Annotated in this window: 18 protein-coding genes; 12 read left to right on the plus strand and 6 right to left on the minus strand. The window is 34.6% G+C overall.

Annotated features, from left to right (window positions below; translation table 11 throughout):
• Positions 1 to 99 precede the first annotated feature (99 nt).
• Positions 100 to 750, minus strand: a complete 651-nt coding sequence (locus BM018_RS04845) for a DNA adenine methylase (RefSeq protein ID WP_092319185.1) — start codon at positions 748 to 750, stop codon at positions 100 to 102.
• A gap of 447 nt (positions 751 to 1,197) precedes the next feature.
• Between BM018_RS04845 and BM018_RS04850 the strand changes: the two genes are divergently transcribed.
• The 8 genes from BM018_RS04850 (at position 1,198) to BM018_RS04875 (ending at position 9,840) form a co-directional block, all read left to right on the plus strand.
• Positions 1,198 to 2,001: a hypothetical protein gene (locus BM018_RS04850; RefSeq protein WP_092319187.1), complete on the plus strand. Its 804-nt coding sequence runs from the start codon at positions 1,198 to 1,200 to the stop codon at positions 1,999 to 2,001.
• A gap of 308 nt (positions 2,002 to 2,309) precedes the next feature.
• On the plus strand, positions 2,310 to 3,866 hold the full coding sequence (locus BM018_RS04855; protein ID WP_092319189.1) for an acyl CoA:acetate/3-ketoacid CoA transferase: 1,557 nt from the start codon (positions 2,310 to 2,312) through the stop codon (positions 3,864 to 3,866).
• 86 nt (positions 3,867 to 3,952) lie between these two features.
• Entirely contained in the window at positions 3,953 to 4,396 is a 444-nt protein-coding gene (locus tag BM018_RS04860) for a hypothetical protein (RefSeq protein ID WP_092319191.1), read from the plus strand.
• A gap of 19 nt (positions 4,397 to 4,415) precedes the next feature.
• Positions 4,416 to 4,589 (plus strand): hypothetical protein, encoded by a 174-nt coding sequence (locus BM018_RS07830; protein ID WP_159428184.1) that lies wholly within the window; start codon positions 4,416 to 4,418, stop codon positions 4,587 to 4,589.
• A gap of 324 nt (positions 4,590 to 4,913) precedes the next feature.
• A complete protein-coding gene (locus BM018_RS04865) occupies positions 4,914 to 6,272 on the plus strand; it encodes a GntP family permease (protein WP_092319193.1) in 1,359 nt (452 codons plus the stop codon).
• 63 nt (positions 6,273 to 6,335) lie between these two features.
• Positions 6,336 to 7,070: a hypothetical protein gene (locus BM018_RS04870; protein WP_092319195.1), complete on the plus strand. Its 735-nt coding sequence runs from the start codon at positions 6,336 to 6,338 to the stop codon at positions 7,068 to 7,070.
• Between the two features lie 871 nt (positions 7,071 to 7,941).
• Positions 7,942 to 8,064 carry a hypothetical protein gene (locus BM018_RS08155; protein WP_268751010.1) on the plus strand — a complete coding sequence of 41 codons (123 nt, stop codon included), beginning with the start codon at positions 7,942 to 7,944 and terminating at the stop codon, positions 8,062 to 8,064.
• Between the two features lie 867 nt (positions 8,065 to 8,931).
• A complete protein-coding gene (locus tag BM018_RS04875; RefSeq protein WP_159428185.1) occupies positions 8,932 to 9,840 on the plus strand; it encodes an ROK family protein in 909 nt (302 codons plus the stop codon).
• On the opposite strand, the gene BM018_RS04880 is transcribed toward BM018_RS04875, so the two are convergent.
• The 4 genes from BM018_RS04880 to rpmE all read right to left on the minus strand — a co-directional run bounded on the left by BM018_RS04880 (position 9,830) and on the right by rpmE (position 12,628).
• A complete protein-coding gene (locus tag BM018_RS04880) occupies positions 9,830 to 10,291 on the minus strand; it encodes a hypothetical protein (RefSeq protein ID WP_092319199.1) in 462 nt (153 codons plus the stop codon). The genes BM018_RS04875 and BM018_RS04880 overlap by 11 nt on opposite strands.
• A gap of 156 nt (positions 10,292 to 10,447) precedes the next feature.
• Positions 10,448 to 11,281, minus strand: coding sequence for a tRNA (adenine-N1)-methyltransferase (locus BM018_RS04885; RefSeq protein ID WP_159428186.1), 834 nt, complete (start codon positions 11,279 to 11,281; stop codon positions 10,448 to 10,450).
• Positions 11,271 to 12,416, minus strand: coding sequence for an exodeoxyribonuclease VII large subunit (gene xseA, locus BM018_RS04890; RefSeq protein WP_092319203.1), 1,146 nt, complete (start codon positions 12,414 to 12,416; stop codon positions 11,271 to 11,273). Before xseA ends, BM018_RS04885 begins: the two co-directional genes overlap by 11 nt.
• Positions 12,417 to 12,424: 8 nt before the next feature.
• Positions 12,425 to 12,628 carry a 50S ribosomal protein L31 gene (gene rpmE, locus BM018_RS04895; RefSeq protein ID WP_092319205.1) on the minus strand — a complete coding sequence of 68 codons (204 nt, stop codon included), beginning with the start codon at positions 12,626 to 12,628 and terminating at the stop codon, positions 12,425 to 12,427.
• Positions 12,629 to 12,851: 223 nt separating this feature from the next.
• On the opposite strand from rpmE, the gene BM018_RS04900 reads away from it, so the two are divergent.
• Both BM018_RS04900 and yqeK read left to right on the plus strand, forming a co-directional pair.
• Positions 12,852 to 13,910 (plus strand): glycosyltransferase family 2 protein, encoded by a 1,059-nt coding sequence (locus BM018_RS04900; protein ID WP_159428187.1) that lies wholly within the window; start codon positions 12,852 to 12,854, stop codon positions 13,908 to 13,910.
• Entirely contained in the window at positions 13,894 to 14,511 is a 618-nt protein-coding gene (gene yqeK / locus BM018_RS04905) for a bis(5'-nucleosyl)-tetraphosphatase (symmetrical) YqeK (RefSeq protein ID WP_092319209.1), read from the plus strand. The genes BM018_RS04900 and yqeK overlap by 17 nt, the downstream gene beginning before the upstream one ends.
• On the opposite strand, the gene BM018_RS04910 is transcribed toward yqeK, so the two are convergent.
• Positions 14,504 to 16,594: a PEGA domain-containing protein gene (locus BM018_RS04910; RefSeq protein ID WP_092319211.1), complete on the minus strand. Its 2,091-nt coding sequence runs from the start codon at positions 16,592 to 16,594 to the stop codon at positions 14,504 to 14,506. The genes yqeK and BM018_RS04910 overlap by 8 nt on opposite strands.
• A 157-nt stretch (positions 16,595 to 16,751) precedes the next feature.
• Between BM018_RS04910 and BM018_RS04915 the strand changes: the two genes are divergently transcribed.
• Both BM018_RS04915 and BM018_RS04920 read left to right on the plus strand, forming a co-directional pair.
• Positions 16,752 to 18,251, plus strand: a complete 1,500-nt coding sequence (locus BM018_RS04915) for an ABC transporter substrate-binding protein (RefSeq protein WP_092319213.1) — start codon at positions 16,752 to 16,754, stop codon at positions 18,249 to 18,251.
• A gap of 21 nt (positions 18,252 to 18,272) precedes the next feature.
• Positions 18,273 to 19,082, plus strand: coding sequence for an HAD-IIB family hydrolase (locus BM018_RS04920; protein WP_092319215.1), 810 nt, complete (start codon positions 18,273 to 18,275; stop codon positions 19,080 to 19,082).
• Positions 19,083 to 19,091: the final 9 nt, after the last annotated feature.

Genomic DNA, 19,091 nt, shown 5'->3' on the forward strand with positions numbered 1-19,091 from the left:
CCTATTGTTTTATTATAACATAGGCTGTTTTTTTGTTAAGCTTTTATTTTTTCTCAAAAATAGAATCAATAACCCTCTCTCAAAAGTATCGAGAGAGGGTTATGTTGTTTTTGCCGATCTGTTTAATTTTTTTTGTGTGTGCAGGGGGCTGGTGATGACGAGCTCGGGGGTGTTGGGGTGTTTTTTGGAATTGGCGAGGCCGGAGTATTTGACGGTTGCCTCGGTGATGTGGAAGTCCTTGTAAAGCTCGCGGATAACGGAGTGGTCGCCGTAGGAAAGCATCCAAGTCGCTTTGGAATTTTTGAGGAGTTCGGAGAGCAGAACATGCCACTCGACTCCGAAGTTGATGCCCGGGTAGACGTTTTCTGCTCCGAAGTACGGAGGATCGAGGTAGAGAAAAGTATTTTCCTGGTCCCAGCGTTTGATGCATTTTTCAAAAGATTCGTTTGAGATAGCGAGGTTTCGGAAACGCTCGCGGAGTTCGGATATTTTTGATATTAAAGTTTGCGCGCTGTTGAGGACTTCGAATGCATAAGACGTTCCCTGACCCGAAAAACTCCAGCCGTATTTAATCAAAGTGCCGGCGGCTTTCTGGATGTCGGTGAGATGGAGTGTGTCTTTGTATAATAAAAGCCACGCAATCCCGCCGAATACTTCGACACAGTGTTGAATTTTTCTGTTTTTCATAGGAATATCCTGCTCGGGGATCAGGGCTGCGAGGGTTGGCCGGAGTTTGGACTTGCCGACCATCCATCCAAAGGGCGCGTTGAGGGGTTTGTTTTTTGTTATGTTTTCTTCCTTAAGTTTAATAAGGTTATGGAGCGTTCAGGCAAGATGTAGGTTCTTCAGATCTCAGATGTCGCTGGTTTTCTCTCTTAAATTACCTCTTAAGATCGTTAACGTTTAGCTTCGTTCGGGTGCCAAACTAAACTTATAATAGTGCCAAATCAAACTTCTCTTAACAACATGATAAACTGCTGCTTTAACAGTTCTGGATCATTAAAGTCCGGCTGATTAGTAAAATCGTTTTTTGCTGCATCTCCTGAAAGAAAATTTAAAAAGTAATCGAAAATAAACGTTTTTTCCTGTAAAAGATCTCTCCATCAGCATTATAACATATGATAAAATTTTTTCTATATTTGATATCTTTGATTTGGATGCTTATATTTTATTTAAATAGTTTCAGAGGAGGGATTCATGCCTGCAAACAGTAAAAAAATAGGGCGTATTGCACTGCTGACGATGGCGACAATTGTTTTTTTGGGAAGCCTTTACATTAATTATGCAAACGTCCATGCAAACAATCACTTAAAATATGGTATATCCAATATTTCCGATAAATATATTAATCTTTTGACTCCGGCGGGATTTACGTTTGGGATATGGGGTATTATTTATGTTTTTGGGATGTTTTCACTGGGCTTGTGGTGGACAATGATGTTTCAAGCTCCTGGTGCTGCGTTTCCGGGGCAAAAAAAATCAATTATAATCTTCACTTTTGCAGCGATTTTTAATTCGTTATGGGTTATTGTCTGGATTCAGGATAAAATTCTACTTTCGTGGGTGATGATGTTTATTCTCCTGATTCTTCTGGCTGTGGAATTTTTCCTTACTCACAAAACGCAGTCTAAATATAAAATGACTTCTTATCTCTTTTTCAACACTTATTTCGGTTGGATTACTGTCGCTTTTGCCGTGAATACTGTGGTAGCTTTGGTTGCGCTAGGATGGCAGCCTATGGATATTGAAGGCCAATATATTACAGTACTGATACTTCTCATGGTTTTTGGGCTAGCGTTTTACATGCTGTGGTTTGAGAAAAATTATCCGTTTGCTCTTGCTGTTATTTGGGCTTTTTTCGGAGTATATATGAAACACCGAAAAATTCCTGGCTCTTATCCCATTGTTACTAACTCATTACTAATTCTTTGGCTTGTTCTGATGGGAATAACAATTTACAGGGTTACTGATAAATATAGAAATTACCAGGATAATTTTTAAGTTATAAAAATATGGACGGTAGCAGTGCCGTCCATATTTTGAAAGAGGTTCCGGAGGGGAGATTGGCTGAAAAATTTTATTTGATCCCGCCATCCGAAACAGGGATTTTTGTTAATTACTTGATAACTAATTTTCGTCCTGCTGGGTTTAAACTTTAGGATTTTACAAATTTTTTCTTTTTTAGAATAGTTTTTCGAGCGTGCTTGACTTTAATTTGTTGTTTGTTATAATACGAGAGAGCCTGGATAGAGAAGATCTAACATGCTAATTGTAGTTTGAAAGTAAATATGTTTTATAGAGGGGCTATTATGAGGGTTCAATTTATCTCCGCAAAAGAAGCGGTCTCCCATATCAAAGACAATGATATTGTTGCTGTTGATGGTTTTATTGGTGCCGTTGTACCTGAAGAAATCTTACAAGCTATTGAAGAACGTTTTGTATCGACAGGAGAACCTAAAAATTTGACTTTTGTATATGCTGCAGGCGTCGGCGACGGAAAAAATCGCGGCATGAATCACGTAGCTCGTGAAGGTCTAGTGAACCGTGTCATTGGTGGCCATTGGGGCTTGGCTCCCAAAATGGTTCAACTGGCAGTGGATAATAAAATCGAAGCTTATAATCTGCCTCAAGGTGTGATTTCTCATATGTTTCGTGACATTGCTTCCAAACGTCCTGCTACTATTTCGCTCGTTGGACTGGGAACTTTTGTTGATCCCGAACTTCAAGGTGGAAAGATTAATGATATCACCAAAGAAGATATTGTTTCCAAAGTCAATATTTTAGGTCAGGAATGTTTATGCTTCAAACTTTTCCCGATTGACGTTGCTATTGTCCGGGGCACATATGCTGATAAAATGGGCAACATTTCACTGGATAAAGAAGCTCTCACTGTTGAAGTGTTATCAGTTGCTATGGCTGCCAAAAATAGTGGAGGTATTGTTATTGTTCAAGTTGAGTCCGTTGTTGAAAATGGAGCGATCGATCCTAAAATGGTCAAAATTCCTGGGATTTTTGTCGATTATGTGGTAGTTGCCGAAAAACCTGAAGATCATATGCAGACTTTTGCAGAAGTTTACAATCCGTCGTTTGTCAAAAATAATCCGGAACTTGAAATCCCGTTTACTCCTATTCCTCTAGATGAGCGAAAAATCATTGCACGACGGTGTGCAATGCTTCTCAATCGTTCTATGTCTAACATCAATTATGGGATAGGTATGCCAGAAGGTATTGCTTCGGTGCTGCATGAGGAAAATCAAGAAATGTACTTTACTTCCAGCGTCGAGCCGGGAGCTATAGGTGGAACACCGCTTGGTGGTTTGAATTTTGGTGCTTCGTTGTCTCCTCAAGCTATTATCGATCAGCCATATCAGTTTGATTTCTATGATGGTGGCGGTTTAGATATAGCATTTTTAGGGCTTGCTCAATGCGATCAATTTGGAAACATTAATGTATCGAAGTTCGGACCGAAAATTGCTGGTTGCGGTGGTTTTATCAACATTACTCAAAATGCAAAAGAAGTTGTATTTTGTGGTACTTTTACAGCGGGTGGCCTGGAAGTTGCGATAAACAACGGGAAACTTCAAATTATTCAGGAAGGCCGAAATAAAAAGTTCCTGCAGCATGTCGAACAAATAACTTTCAGTGGAAAAAATGCATTGCTTGCCAATAAAAAAGTCACTTATGTTACAGAACGTGCTGTTTTTGTGCTTGTGGAACAAGGATTAATGCTTGTTGAAATTGCTGACGGTATTGATCTGGAAAAGCATATTCTTGGTCAAATGGAGTTTAATCCCATTATTGCAGATAATCTCAAAATAATGGATATTAAGCTGTTTCATGAAGAAAAAATGGATCTTAAGTTTTAAATTAGGAAATTAATTAAAGTTTAGCTTGCAAATTATCTTATAATCTGTTATAATATATTTATCATATGGTTGATTTGGGAGAGTCTATGAAAAGGTTTTTGATATTTTTTGTTTTTGGATTAGTAGGATGTGATATTATGAGTATTATTCCTGGAGGTGATTTTAATAGTGGTGAGCAAATACCAGAAATAGATCCGGAGCAAGTGAAACTCAATGAAGCGTTTCTAAAAAATGTAGCAGGAAATTGGACTAATCATTCGGCTACTATTATGAGTCCTGTTGTTTATACTATGACAGATGATGGGCATTTCTTTTTTACAAATTCACAAAATTCTGGTTCGTTTACATTGCAAACGAATGGTAGTTTTTATGCTGCTCAAAGTGAAATAACGGCTATATTTAGCAATGAAAATAAGAAATTTTTTGGTTTTCGAATGAAGGATGGTAATCTCGGAGTTGAATCTAAAGCTTATAATATTCCTAATAAAGCTAATTCATCAATGGGTTATGTTATGTACTTTAGAAAATAAACAAATAAGGTAGAAAAAGTTGGTAAAATTTATAGTTTTATGTTTTATTGGCTTATTTATATCATGTTCTGCACTGGTTAATTCTATACCAAATAATGATACTGCTACAGAACAAAATTCATTGAATCCACCTCAAATGGTTTTTGATAACCCAATTAATACAGCATTTCTGGCAAATGCAGTGGGTTCTTGAACCAACCGTTCAACTGCACTTTTTGTTAGCTATAAAAATGACAGATGATGGATATTTCTTTTTTTACAAATTCAACAACTACGAGTAGCTCATTTACATTGCGAACAAATTATATTTTTTATTGTGCTCTAGAGGCCCAGAAAGATATATTTATTTCTAATGATAATGATCCTAATAAATTCTCTACAATACAAGGGTGTCAGACTTTATAGCGGTTAATTGGCAATAGAAGGTAAATCCATATACCAACCCAAAAGAGGCTAATTCATCGATTGCTTATACGCTTTATCTTCGAAAATAAAAAATTTAAAATGTGAGGAGCTTATGAGTGTCTTATTTATTGTTATTCCTATTGTATTGTTAATTTATCTTGCTTTTAAGGGGTGGCCTATGTTAATTTTAGGTCCTTTGCTTGCGATGTTAGTTGCTTTATTAACTCAAGATATGCCGGCTCTCTATGCTCTAACAGGTCCGTTTATGAAAACTACAGCAGGATATATTGGCTCATATTTTCCTATTTTCTTGACGGGTGCCATTTTTGGAAAAATTATGGGAGATACTGGAGCAGCAACTTCCATAGCAATAGGTATTTCAAGAACTTTAGGTGTTAAACATGCAATACTAGCTACAGTTGTTGCGACAGCTCTGCTTACTTATGGTGGAGTATCGTTGTTTGTGGTCGTATTTGCAGTATATCCTATTGGAGTCGCTTTGTTTCGTGTAGCTGATGTCCCTAAACGTCTTCTACCGGGAGCAATTACCTTAGGTGCATTTACTTTTTCAATGACAGCATTACCAGGTAGTCCTCAATATCTTAACTCTATGCCTAATAATTACTTGGGAACGGATATTTATGCTGCGCCTATTTTGGGGATAGTTGCTAGTATTATTATGTTATTTTCAGGAGTTGTGTGGCTGCAATTTAGGGCTAAATCAGCAAACAAAAATCATGAAGGTTTTGGAGAAGTATCTTTAGGTCAAGAAAAGTTTTCGCTTGAAGCCAAACAAAATATTCCTTCTTTTTTCATATCTATTATTCCTATTTTATTGGTTATTGTGCTGAACTGGCTTTTAGTATCTGTCTATTTTGTAGATACTTCAGTACGTGCTCGGTATGCTGAGTTTGGTGGTGTTGATGGAAACTGGCCAGTAACGATTTCGTTGTCGTTTGCTATTGTTTTGTCTTTTGTCATTTATAGAAAATATATTCCTAATTATCTTGAATTACTAAGCTTAGGTGCTCATGGATCATTAGCTCCGATTTTTAATACGGCTGTTATTGTTGGTTTTGGTGGAGTTATTAAGTTTACTACGGCTTTCGAGCTATTTAAAGCATGGGTGATTAATTTACCTATTGATGGTTTATTTAAGGTAGCACTTTCTTCTACATTAATTGCAGGTATTGTAGGATCATCTTCTGGAGGTATTGGCATTGCTTTGGAAGCACTGTCTACGGATTTTTTAGCAATGGATATTCCACGTCCTGTTATTCATAGAATTTTATTAATTGCTTCAGGAGGGTTGGATTCATTGCCACATTGTGGTGCTGTAGTAACAGTATTAGCTATCTGTGGAATTAGCCATAAAAAAGGCTATCTTGATATAGGAATGGTAACTATGGTTTTTCCTGTTCTGGCTTGTATAGCCGTGATTTTGCTTTATTTGTTCACAGGAATATTCTAATTCATAAAATATGCTTGACAAGAAGAGAAAGATTCGGTATAATCTAATAGTATGGAGGGTCTAATGGAGCATCTAGATCGAACAAAAGCAATGATTGCATGGCAAGACTTATATAGAACACAAAGAAATATCTTAGCAACTTACGAAGAAGAAGAAAAAAAATTAGATAAATTATATATTGAGTTAAATCATAATAAAAAAGTAAAAGATGATTTTTTAAATCAGAAAGATGCTTTAGAAGCAAAGATTTTAGCTGAAAATACCAAATTAGAATATATAATTAATCAAATTGCATCGATGGAATCAGAACGCGACAATCTTAAAATGGCTCGTCAAATTAAATCTTGGGAAAAAGATATGGAAAAGCATATCCAAGATCGTGAAGTAGTAGAAGCACAATATTTTTATGATAAGTCAAAATTAGGTGATATTAATCAATATCTAGAAGAATTAAATGAAAAAATTACAAATACACAATCAGAAATTTTACATATAGAAGAAATTCTAAATTCTGTTAAAGCTCAAACTGCTGGTGAAAGGCAACAAATAGAAACACAGATAAAAGAAATAGCTTCGAAATTTGATACTCATTTTGTTGAATATTTTGAACGCCTTCTTTTAAAAAATAAAGGTGCTGTAATGTCTTTAATAGAGAAGGATGCTTGTTCAGAATGTAATATACAATTACCATCCTCATTTTGTGGAGGACGAGAAATGCAAGATAAAGAAGATGCTTCCTTATTACAATGTCCAAATTGTTTTTGTTATCTATATGATCTTGAAATTTATGAATATTAGCTTTGATTTTTCAGGATCTACTATGAATTAAATATAGACAATAGATGATATATCGTTATTAGAAGATATGCTTTTTTGGGAAAAGCATATCTTGTTGGTTTATGTAGATATAAGATCAATAGATTTTTTAGATTTAAGAAGATAAGCATAAACTAGAGTTGGTGATGAGGCATGTTATTTATGCTGAAAGGATATTATTTATTAACTGTTCAATATTTAATAATTCTGTTCATTAATAGTTAAATTTTTTCAAAATAACAAATTTTTAAAATAAGATACAGATTTTAAAAATTTGTTATTTATTGTTTTATTAATAATTTAAATAATATATGATTAAGAAATTTTTTGATATTTTTCAAATCGGAATTATTTTAATTTTTATGAGATTTTCACCAAAATAAATATTAAAAGTTTTTTATTAAGATTACTATATCTTAATAAAATTTTGAATTAAAAAAAAGAAATTTGCTTTTGTGTTATCTTTGGAAAATAAAAAACTCCCCTATTCTCATAATATTGATGATTTTTAACTGAAAATGATATAAGTGCATGGGATCCTATAGGTATTAAAAATAATGCCATTTGATCGTTAGAAATACTTATTATATTCTTAAATTTAGATCTTATTTTATGATGATATACTATTTAAATTTAATTTTAAATAGGTTCTTGACAAAAAAATCAGAATTTTTCATACTAAATAACTCTCTAAACTGTTCATCCAGAAAACTATGAGGTTAATTATGCATAACATGACAGAAAACTGATCTATACATTCTATGTTACAATTTATTTTTCCTTCCATTGTTATGTTGATATTCTTATCTCTTTATACAATGGTAGATGGAGTTTTTTTAGCTAATTTTTGTTAATGAAGATTGCTTTAACTGCTGTTAATATTGTTATTCCATTTATTTCTTTGGTTATTGCGGTAGGTGTTATGCTATCCACAGGTGGTAATGCCGTCATTGCAAAAAAAAAATTAGGGGAATGAAATTCCCAGAAAGCGCAACAAAATCTTACTTTAATTTTTATTGTTGGGACCGGTGCTAGTATTATCATTGCATTAATGGGAATTTTATATACAGATTTTATTATTAATTTTCTGTGAGCTACAGAAAAATTGTCCCATTATGCTTACAATTATTTGAAGATATTGGCATTATTTAGCCCTTTTTGTATTTCACAGTCTTTTACTCAAAGCTTTGTAATATCTGATTATATTAACCGGTCTTGTCAATATTATCTTAGATTATATTTTATTGTGCTTTTCAAAATGTTGATAACTGGTGCAGCATTAGCTACAGGTATTAGTTATATGATATCAGGGATGATTGGTATCAGTGACTTTTCCCGAAGCAAACATAGTCTACTCCGTTTTACTAAACCTGAATGGGATTGTTATATATTGTTAGAACATCAGAATTAATGACAAAATGGGGATCAAAGCCTGATCTTGATGAATTAGATACAATCCTGCACTGTTTGAATTCTATTTATTTCTTCTAATCCCAATCGGATTCATCAATAATAACATTTTTTCTTTGCTTTCCCGGAAAACAAAAACAATTTCTTTGTCAAAAATTTTAGTCAATAGCTTTATAATTCCGAGAGATTTTCTACATTTAATATCTTGAAAATCTTATATATGTCAATCTTTGATGGGTAGCATGACAGATTATTTTTTATTTTTCTAATGGATAGTTTTAAAAATCTAAGGCAATGTTTTGTGTTGAGAGGTTTTTCAAATACTGATAGTATATTCATAACTTGACTTCCTTAAGTAAACACTCTATAATATGTTACCAGATTATTAAGAACTATTCTAATAAATAATTCTATGAAAAATGAAGAGGCATTTATGAATTTTTTGGCAATGGATCTTGGTGGTACAACTGCTAAATATGCGATGTCTAATGAAAAAGGAGTAATTCTTCACGAAGGAAAGTTTTTTACTGCTTCTCAAAATGCCGATGAATTGCTTGATAAAATTCTTAAATTATCTCACGATTTCCATCAAAAATATTGTATTCAAGGTATAGGAGTATCTTGTGCTGGTATTGTGCATCCTCATACAGGCCAAATGCTGGGTTCCTCATTTAATATGCCTAAGGGTTGGCATAAAGCTGAAGTCAAAGCTTATTTGAATAGCCGTCTTGATATGCCTGTTGTTGTCGAAAATGACGTTAATAGCGCTGCATTAGCAGAATTATGGCTAGGTGCTGGGAGAAATTTGCATACATTTATCTGTCTGGCAATGGGTACTGGTATAGGCAGTGGTATTATCATTGATAAGAAGTTGTATTATGGTGCCAACTACAGAGCAGGTGAAATTGGCTATATCCATGCCAACAAAGGAGCAACCAGTTATTGGGAAAGGCATGCTTCGACATTAGCTTTGGTGAATAGAGTAAAAATAGCATTCGAAATGAATAGGCGCGCTAAAGAAGAAATCGATGTGATCGATGGAAAATATATTTTTGATCTTATTAATAGTGATTCGTTAATCAAAAACATTGTTGATGATTGGGCTGATATTTTAGCACGCGGCATTGCTGATGCAGCATATATTTTGAATCCTCAAGCTGTTATTTTAGGTGGAGGTATTTCAGAGCAAGGACCAATGCTATTGGAGTTGCTCCAACCTAAAATTGATGTCTACTGTGCTCCTGGTTTTACTACTAATATCAAAATAGCCGAATTAGGAAATCATGCGGGTAAGTTAGGTGTTGTTAAACGCCTTTTAGATGAATATTTTACTATGGTATAATGGTGGTTTGAATTTTTTTGTAATTAGGTGATGTTACTGCACCGTTGACGTTTACTAAAAATCGTCGTACGTCCTGGGGAGTTGTATAAACTTGGATGACGGCTGTTGTACCTTGTGCATTAATAAGCCACACCAGCATATATTGCTTGAGAGTTCCGCCAGGCATTCCGCTAGATATTTCAAAAACCGCTTGATTTTGAGGGTTAGGTTGGACTGTGCCTGTCATTGTATATGGTTGCCAGCTATAATATAATGTTGCGCCTCTGAGAGATTGAATTAAATTAGTATCAGATTGAAAATACCACCGTTTGTAAGTGCCGTCAAAATCGGAATTAATTTCTTGCCATGTCTCCCCAATAAGAGTATTTTGATTAACTCCGCCTGTATATTCAGAAATTAATCCTACCTGACAAGTTGCTAATAAAAAAAGCATCAAAGCATACTTTTTCACGGCTATTGTCCGACATTCCCAAAAGGATCTTCACAATAATCTAAAGATGGCGCAGCAACACAAGTATTCAACGCTAATATACAAAATAAAATAGTTAATATTTTACTCATTTTTCTCTCCCAATTAAATTTAGAAAAGGAGAAGAAAAACGTCAATTTAATTAATATTTTCTGCGATGAAATTATTTTTTCTTAAAGTTCTGTTATTCATGACTGTATATTGATTTCCTTTCTGTGCAAAAAGAAGATAAACCGTATGTGCAATCATTCTGTTGTTAGGCCGTAAACGTCCAGGAGTAGGTCTTATTCCTCTTTCGAGGAGTTCTTTAATACGAATGCGTGTAAATCCTGCATCAGGAAGTTCTCGTACAATACTCGAAAGCTGTTCAGTACAGGGCATAATGAATGCGGCATGACCTCCTCCTTTGAGTATGCTGTGCACATGTGGCAAAAGTGAAATAGGGTCTGGAACATCAATATAAGCTGTATCTACCTGAATGTCTAATTCAAATCCTTTTTCTGCAATGTCATCTTTAAGAATAAACTTAGCATTTTCAAAACGAGCCAGCCGTGAGAAATTTTTCATAGCGACTTCTAAGTGCTCAGATCTTCTTTCGAAGCTGTAAATACAACCTGTTTCGCCCAAAATACTAGAAATTGCAATCGAAAATGCTGCGGATCCCGTCCCGATTTCTAATACTTTTGCTCCACTATAAATATTTGTTTCCATAATGACAGCACCAATATCTTTTGGGTATGAAATCGTTGTGGCACGTTTTGCTTTCATTATGGTGTCAGACAATGAAGGCTGTAAAATAGTAAATGTTTCACCTGAAGAACTCTGAATACTTTGTCCAAAAGCGAGTTCATCACTAAATTTTATTTCTCCTTTGTGAGTTGATATCGAACCGTTAGGCATAAAATGGACTAAAAATGATGTTTTTTCATGTGCTAAATATATCAAATCGCCGGGTAATAATTCATTGTTCATTTTTTTTCTCCTTAATATTATTAATTGTCGCAAGCATTTCATAATTTTCTGTAACGATAGTTAATGAATCCCAGGTTTTTATGTTATTAAGTTTTTTACCGTCCTGTAATCTCAGAGTAGCGTAGCCCTTTTTAAGAATAGCATCTGGATTATATTGGTCTAACAATGCTTTGTACTGTATTAATGCTTGAGTTTGGTGTTGACGGAATTGATTTAATGCAGAATTCAGTTTTTCTTTGAGATAATCAAGAGATACTATTTCTTCACGGATTCTGTCATTATATCTATTATATAAGATTTTTCTAGAAATATCGAGTTCTTTGAGTATTTCATTTTTATCGGGAAACAGCATCATTGCTGCGCCGGTTGGTGTTGGTGCTGAAGCATCGGCAACATAATCTACTAATGTTGTGTCAATTTCATGACCTACTGCAGAAATTATAGGAATAGCAGAGCTGAAAATGCACCGAACTAAATTTTCATCATTAAACGCTTCCAGATCTTCGCCGCTGCCACCACCCCTTCCGATTATAATAGCATCCAGAGGATAGGTAAGGGCTGTTTTCAGAGCTTGCAGAAGCATCGCAGGAGCATCTTCGCCCTGTACTAAACTCGGGAAAATACTAACTTGTACCATAGGGTATCTGTCTCGTATAATGCGCAAAATATCCTGCAATGCTGCCCCATCCTGAGAAGTAATAATACCAATGTGTTCAGGGTAGGGAGGAAGTTTTTTTTTATATTTTTGATCAAATATGCCTTCTTGATAAAGCTGGTGTTTTAATTTTTCAAGCTTCGAACGAAGAATACCTGCACCTAAACTTATTAGATGCTCTGTAAAAAAACTGATTTGGCTGTTCTTTGCATAAAAACTGGGTTGTGCTAGTATAATGACTTCATCGCCATCTTGGACTTGACGTAAAATCTGTGCTGCTCTGGTTGTTTGGTGAGTTAAGCAGTCGATTTTAGCTTTATCGTCTTTTAGGGAAAAACGAAAGTATGCTGATCCCTCACGTAGCTGTAGATTGGAAATTTCACCTTTTATAAGCATAGGACCTAACTGATTTTTGACAAGATCGGAAATAAAAAAAGCAACGGCACTCACTGAGAGTGCCGACTTATGAAAATCTATCATAAATTCGCTTATTTTTTAATATTATAGCGATTTTTAAAACGTTCAACCATGCCACCTCGTTCGGTATTACGAGATTGACCTGTATAAAAAGGATGACATTTTGAACAAACCTCTACAGTCATTGTTTCGTTTACTGTTTTTATCTCGAAAGTTTCACCGCAGCTGCATGTGACTTTAGTCATTTTAAGTTCAGGATGGAGCCCTTTTTTCATTTTATTACTCCTATACTTTTTAACAGATATATTATAATTTTTTTCAAAAATTATGTCAATATTTGAGAAATAATTTTTTTTATTTCTTTGACTACTTGACGTTTCGGGGTGGGGTCTATAATAAAAAGACTCTATTGTTTTCCCGATACTCAAAATATAAAACATAAAAATTGCAATTTTTATGTTTTATATTATAATATATAATAACAATAAGAGATTAGAGATGCAGAAAAGATTTTCGATTATTATTCCCGTATATAATACAGAACCTTTTCTTTTAGGATGTTTGGATTCGGCTGTTAATCAAACATATTCCGATATAGAGATCATTGTTATTAATGATGCGTCTCAAGGGAATTGTGCAGAAATCGTTGGCAGATATACCGACCCTAGAATCATTTATATCGAACAGAAAACTAATCAGGGTACATTCAAAGCTCGCCAGATTGCAACAAAAAGAGCTACAGGTGATTATATTCTTTATTTAGATTCTGATGATCAATTGGATATAAAAATTTGCGAATATCTTCATTCAAAAGTACATAATGATCCGGATTGTATTCTTTTTGAGATGATCAGTACCACTAAAAACGGTCCTGAAAAAACACTCGGTGCTAATTCTGGTATTCACCCATTTTATAATCATACTCTTTTTCAAGCGGTTTACACCAGAAAATTATCATCATGGATGGTTTGTGGAAAAGCATTGAAACGTACATTATGTCTTCAAACCTATGATTTTTTAAATATTGATACTCGCTTAACAATGGGGGAGGATGCATTATATTTTTTTGTTTTCTCCTACTTTGTCGAGACTACCGAAGCCTTACATAAAGTGGGTTATTATTATAATCTTACTAATACCAGCGCAACCCGTGCTGAATATACCTTAGATAAAGCAGAAAATGATCTGAAAAATTTTGCATTTATTATTGAAAAATTAAAAGTATTTTGTGGGCAATATCAATTATCTTACAATATTTTAAACGACACGATAAAAGAATTTTGTTTTCTTTTCTTTTCGCGGGCATACAATCTAAAAAATGATAAAATATCTACAGAGAAAATAATCCCTCAAGCTTTACATATTTTTGGTTCGTCAGCATTGGCACCTCTTATTTTCAATCAGGCGCATTTCCAGAAAGATAAAATACGTGTTTTCAGTGATATGTTTATCCAGAAAATATTGCCGATAAATTCAAAACGTTACTATTTCATGAGAAAATTATTGCTTCCAGTATATCAAGTTTTTAATAAGAAATTTTATGATCCAGAAATATAAAGAAAATTTGAATAAGCCAGGTTCGTTGAATTTTGATTTTTTAACTTATATGTTACAGGAGTTGTTGCCCGAAAAAAGATTTAATCATGTTCAAGGGGTACGTTCTGTTGCTTTGGATCTAGCAGGTATATTCATGCTCACACAACAACAAACTTATCAATTAGAGCTAGCTGTCTTGTTTCATGATTTTGCTAAAGGAATGTCTCAAGAAGAGCTATATTCTTTTGCATTAGAAAATAATATTATTCTTCCTCAAGAATCTCATCTTGCTCCGGCAGTATATCATGCAATTGTTGCAGCGTGGATTATGGAATATTGTTTCCACGTGGCAGACCGGTCGGTGATTAATGCTGTATATTTTCATACAACAGGTTCTATTCACCTGGATTTAATAGGTCAATTATTATATCTTGCTGACTATTTAGATGATAGTCGTGGTTTTGCTACGGCTCATATTTTTCAACTGCTGCCTCAAGAATTAGATAAAGCATTATTAACGGTCGTTCAAGAAAAAATAATATTGGTATTGAAAAAAAAGCATTATGTTCACAGTGATAGTATTAATTATTATCACTTTCTTCTGAAAAAATGTTCTAATTAAATTTTAATTTGAAATTAGCATACCACTCTTGAGGATGATGTTTGAAATCAAGCCCTAAAAAGATTTCTTTGCTATACAGGTACCAACCCATAATTCCACTGGAAATAAACAAGCCCCCAATTGCTGTATATAATGTGGCTTGAGAGGCAATAGCATAAGTACCTGCTTGTTTTATGTAATCATTTTGGAGGGTACCTGTAGATGTAGTTTGTGCTAGAGCTTTTAATTCGTTAGCTCTGGATTGTGTATAAATACTTATTCCAAAAATACTTAGAGTTGTTAGCCAAGAAATATAAGTCCCCACCAATAATGCTTTCTGAGAGGGGATTTTATAACGTGTTTCGTAAGTTTTGAACTGGGCATAGAAAGCAATATGTGGTTTTTCTTCTGTCAGAGTTATTTGTTTGTAAACGGAATTTCTATTTGAACTGATATTTCCTTTAGGATCCAGTACTTCCACACGATATTTAGTGTTCAAACTTAAATTTGATACGGTTAACGGCGTTTTTCCGCGGTAAGATGAATTAATATAAACTTCTGAGTCATTAATACTGGATGTGACTTCAAGAAAACCTGTGTTGTTGAGTGATGATAAATCAAATGATATACTGTTTGTTTGTCCAGGAATTATGTCTATAACAATTTCTTCTTTGGCAAAACCATCTTTTAGAAAAGCAATCCTTTGTTTGCCAAGCGGCGCTGTCGGATATATTAAAGGAGCTTTTCCTATATAAAATCCATTCATATAAATCAAAACGTTATCTGGTACAGTTTTTATGTGGAGTACGGTATAAGGTCTATTGATAATAGTAGCATGAAAATATTTCTGCCAATCCAAAATTTGTATCCCTATTTGATCTTCTCTGACTCGCCCTTTCAATTCCAAGGGATGTGTTCTTTTAGGTATTGGTGCAGTAGGGATTTCCGGAGTTTCATAATTGAAATTTGTTGATGCAGCCTCGAACTCGTCTTGCAGGCGCTTTGAAACTTTTGGCTTTTTGTAAGGTGTCCTTAATAATAATGCTTTGAAACTGTCTTTATCGTTTGGATTAATAGAAGATATTTCTTTCAAAATATCCGACAGCACTGGCGGGGATGTCTTGAAATTGTTTGTCCACCATTCTTCTCCTGAGCTGTACGGTAAGGAAATATAAACTTTCATTTCTATTTCCAAAGCATCTAAACGTGTGCGTTTGATGGTTCGAAAATCTCCGTAAATATGATACGTATAACTAAAAGTAGTAGGTTCTTTAATAGAGTCATCTTCTGTAGATTTAGATGGAGTTTTCCCTTCTGCTTTTAGTTTAGCAGCAAGTTCGGCTGCAGCTTTTGCTTGTTCGACTTGTTCTTTTCTTTTGCGTGCACGCGCTCGTGCTGGAAATCGAATATCTTCCCACTGTTGTTTATCTTGAGGTGTAGCACGCCGTATTTCTATAGGTAGATAGCTAAGATAATTTTTCAACTCTGGAAATTCCTCATGAATCATCAGCAGCATATTAGTGCTAGTCAGTAAATTTCTTTCTTCGATAACGACATTGGTTTTTTCACTGTTTGTAGTTGTTAGCAGGATTTCGTTAGATGTATAGTTTGTTTTACTGTCCCCGCCCGCAAAGTAAGTATTGGTTAATATGTTGTAATAATTGGTATTTGTTGTGATGTCGTATTCAATCTGTGTGACTTCAACCGGTACAACATGCAAGTAGTTTGTAAGATAGCTGAAATAGCTGTCCTGGAAATTGGTATTTGTATTAGTATTGATATTACTTTGCACTTGGAACAGATTGGAAATAGTGGACGATACGTAAAATGGCATACCTTCAAAGGGAACATAAGAAAAGGTTTGTTGTAAGGGCTCTAAAACTGCTTCCAGTGAATCAGGAAGTGCTTGCTCGAGATAGGTGTTTTCAGTATCTGCAGGGTTACGATTTTCAAAATCATGAATTACTACTTCAACTTTATTTGGGAATGTCTTGACAATGGCGTTTTCCAAACGGCTGCGGAATTCTATTTCGGCTTTGCGCGGAAGCCGGGTACAACTGTTTGCCAAAATAAAGCAGCAAAAAAATCCAATAATTTTTTTCAATACATCCTCTTATTTGCATAATCCCTTAATTGTAAGGGAATCACAAGTATTTGTCAAAAATTACTCTCATAATTTATATTGTGAGATATTTGAAATATAAATTTGATTTTCTTTTTAAATGTTTGTATTATATTAGTATGATATTAAGGAATTCATAATGAATTTATCAAAATTTCTCAGGTTTTATGGTAGACTTAGTTTGGTGTTTATATTTTTAAGCTGCATGCGTCATCAAAACGATACTGTAGTGGTGGCAGTTACAGGTGAATCGGCGTTATGGGATCCTCATATATCGACAGCTGACCCATATGTAGGATTTGTGATATCGTCGATTTTCGATAGGCTTTTGGAACTTCAAGATGATGGATCTTTTATGCCAAGTTTAGCAGTTTCTTGGACGAATACGGCACCAACAACTTGGGAATTTCAATTACGGACTAATGTTTTGTTTCATGATGGTTTACCATTTACAGCTGAAGATGTGATTTTTTCTATCCAAAGAATGAAAGCTTCACCAGGGGTTTCGTTTTTGGTGAGTTTTATTCAAACAATAGATGCTCTTAATGAGTACACAGTGCGTATCGAACTTTCGCAACTTTATGCAGACTTTCTGAATGATCTAGCACGTCCTCATGCATCTATTGTAAGTAAAAAGTTTACACCGGCTAGAGATTGCAAAATAGGTGATGCACCTATGGGTACGGGTGCTTATCGTTATGCCAGTGCAACGCCATGGCAGGGAATTAATTTCACTGCTTTTCCTCAGTATTACGGTAATTCTCCTTCGATCAGTAAAAATTTTTACCGTAATATTCCCGATCCAGCAGTTCGTACTATCGCGCTTGAGACTAAAGAAGTCGATGTTGCTCACACGTTAGGGGCAGACCTTGAAGTTTTGAAAAAAATACGTCATATTCAATTATATTCTTTTTTGGCGCCGAAGACTGAATTTATCGGCTTCAATTTTAAGACTCGACCTAAATTTTCTGACAAGCACCTCCGCGAGGTTATTGCTATAGCTGTTGACAAGCTGGGCATTATTCGGGTTGGAGTTGATGAAACAGCAGAAGTTGCAGCATCTTTACTTAGCCATCGTATTTCTTATTATACCAATCTGCCTCCGAAGCCTTTTGACTTACAGAAAGCGAAAGAATTAATACAAAGTGCTGGTATGCGGGGACAAACTTTTGTTTTGAGTGTTAATGAAGGGTTTCGAACCAAAATTGCCGAAGTGATTCAAGCGAATCTGAAAGAAATCGGCCTCAATATAGAAATTCAAGTGCTGCAATGGGGGGCACTCCAAGAACATTTAGCAAAAGGGTCTTTAGAAATGTATCTTTTCGGATGCACTACTGCTACCCTTGATGCCGATGCTATGCTTTATCCTTTGCTTCATTCGTTCAATTTTAGTTCCGGCGGCAATGCTGTGGGCTATGCAAACAGTGATTTGGATGTGATACTAGAAAAAGCCCGCAGTGAAACCGATTCCGAAAAAGGAAAGCTTTTATATGCTAAAATTCAAATGTTTCTCGATAGTGAATTACCTGTTGTACCTCTATTTTACCCTATTGTTTATACGGCTGTTAGCAAGCGTTTGACAAATTTCAGTATGGATGTATCTTTGACACCGGTATTTAGAAATATGCGTTTTAAATAGGCTGAGTTACGGGAGCAAGTAATGAGAAAATTTTTAGCCAGCGATTTAGACGGTACATTGATTCATAATTCTGCTTTTAATAAAGAAGATCTTCAAGCGATTCGGCGATTCCGAGAAGAAGGGGGATTTTTTAGTTTGTGCACAGGACGAACATTAAATTGGACAGTCCCTCTTTTTGATTGGGGTGATCTTGAGTGTGATGCAATGATTTTAGGGAATGGATCTGCTGTTTATACAATTGAAAATATTGATCCGTTACGATTTACAGAAATTGTTAATAGTAACATTTCTTATCATGTAGGGCTTGAAATTATTCATTTTTTTTATGAATTAGAAGATTTTGCTTTGTATTGGAGTGATGGCCAAAATACCTATGAATTAGCGGATAGACTCTTCCTTGAGAAAAACTCTATTGTACAAAATGATTATTCTCGATTTGTCATGATAAATGAATTATATAAAAATCCGATAACGTTCAACAGCATAGGGCTTGCTCCGGCGGTTCCTGATGTTGAAAAAACTAAGAAAATGCTACCTATAGTGCAAGAAAAGTGGGGACATAATATAGAAGTCTTTCGTAATCAGTATTTTTTGGATATCTGTCCTAAAAATAGTTCTAAGGGTTTTGGTATTCGTCAGCTAGCTGAATTTTTATCTGAACCTTTTGAATTCTATGCTGTTGGTGATTCGTTTAATGATATTGCTATGTTTGAATTTGTCGGTAAAAATAATGCATTTGTTATGGAAAATGCAGAAGAAATCTTGAAAAATCAAGGGTATAAAAAAGTAAAATCTGTCCATGAGTGTATTGAGCATATATTATTGCGTTAGGAGGCGTTA

Origin of the sequence: Brevinema andersonii (assembly GCF_900112165.1) — a bacterium.
Classification (GTDB): domain Bacteria; phylum Spirochaetota; class Brevinematia; order Brevinematales; family Brevinemataceae; genus Brevinema; species Brevinema andersonii.

Excerpts from the sequence above, each read along its gene's own strand:
- BM018_RS04865 (WP_092319193.1), top strand. The coding sequence starts at position 4,914 with ATGAGTGTCTTATTTATTGTTATTCCTATTGTATTGTTAATTTATCTT.
- BM018_RS04855 (WP_092319189.1), top strand. The coding sequence starts at position 2,310 with ATGAGGGTTCAATTTATCTCCGCAAAAGAAGCGGTCTCCCATATCAAA.
- BM018_RS04845 (WP_092319185.1), bottom strand. The coding sequence starts at position 750 with ATGGTCGGCAAGTCCAAACTCCGGCCAACCCTCGCAGCCCTGATCCCC.
- xseA (WP_092319203.1), bottom strand. The coding sequence starts at position 12,416 with ATGATAGATTTTCATAAGTCGGCACTCTCAGTGAGTGCCGTTGCTTTT.
- BM018_RS08155 (WP_268751010.1), top strand. The coding sequence starts at position 7,942 with ATGAAGATTGCTTTAACTGCTGTTAATATTGTTATTCCATTTATTTCT.
- BM018_RS04920 (WP_092319215.1), top strand. The coding sequence starts at position 18,273 with ATGAGAAAATTTTTAGCCAGCGATTTAGACGGTACATTGATTCATAAT.
- BM018_RS04900 (WP_159428187.1), top strand. The coding sequence starts at position 12,852 with ATGCAGAAAAGATTTTCGATTATTATTCCCGTATATAATACAGAACCT.
- BM018_RS04850 (WP_092319187.1), top strand. The coding sequence starts at position 1,198 with ATGCCTGCAAACAGTAAAAAAATAGGGCGTATTGCACTGCTGACGATG.
- BM018_RS04885 (WP_159428186.1), bottom strand. The coding sequence starts at position 11,281 with ATGAACAATGAATTATTACCCGGCGATTTGATATATTTAGCACATGAA.
- yqeK (WP_092319209.1), top strand. The coding sequence starts at position 13,894 with ATGATCCAGAAATATAAAGAAAATTTGAATAAGCCAGGTTCGTTGAAT.
- BM018_RS04915 (WP_092319213.1), top strand. The coding sequence starts at position 16,752 with ATGAATTTATCAAAATTTCTCAGGTTTTATGGTAGACTTAGTTTGGTG.
- rpmE (WP_092319205.1), bottom strand. The coding sequence starts at position 12,628 with ATGAAAAAAGGGCTCCATCCTGAACTTAAAATGACTAAAGTCACATGC.
- BM018_RS04875 (WP_159428185.1), top strand. The coding sequence starts at position 8,932 with ATGAATTTTTTGGCAATGGATCTTGGTGGTACAACTGCTAAATATGCG.
- BM018_RS04870 (WP_092319195.1), top strand. The coding sequence starts at position 6,336 with ATGGAGCATCTAGATCGAACAAAAGCAATGATTGCATGGCAAGACTTA.
- BM018_RS04860 (WP_092319191.1), top strand. The coding sequence starts at position 3,953 with ATGAAAAGGTTTTTGATATTTTTTGTTTTTGGATTAGTAGGATGTGAT.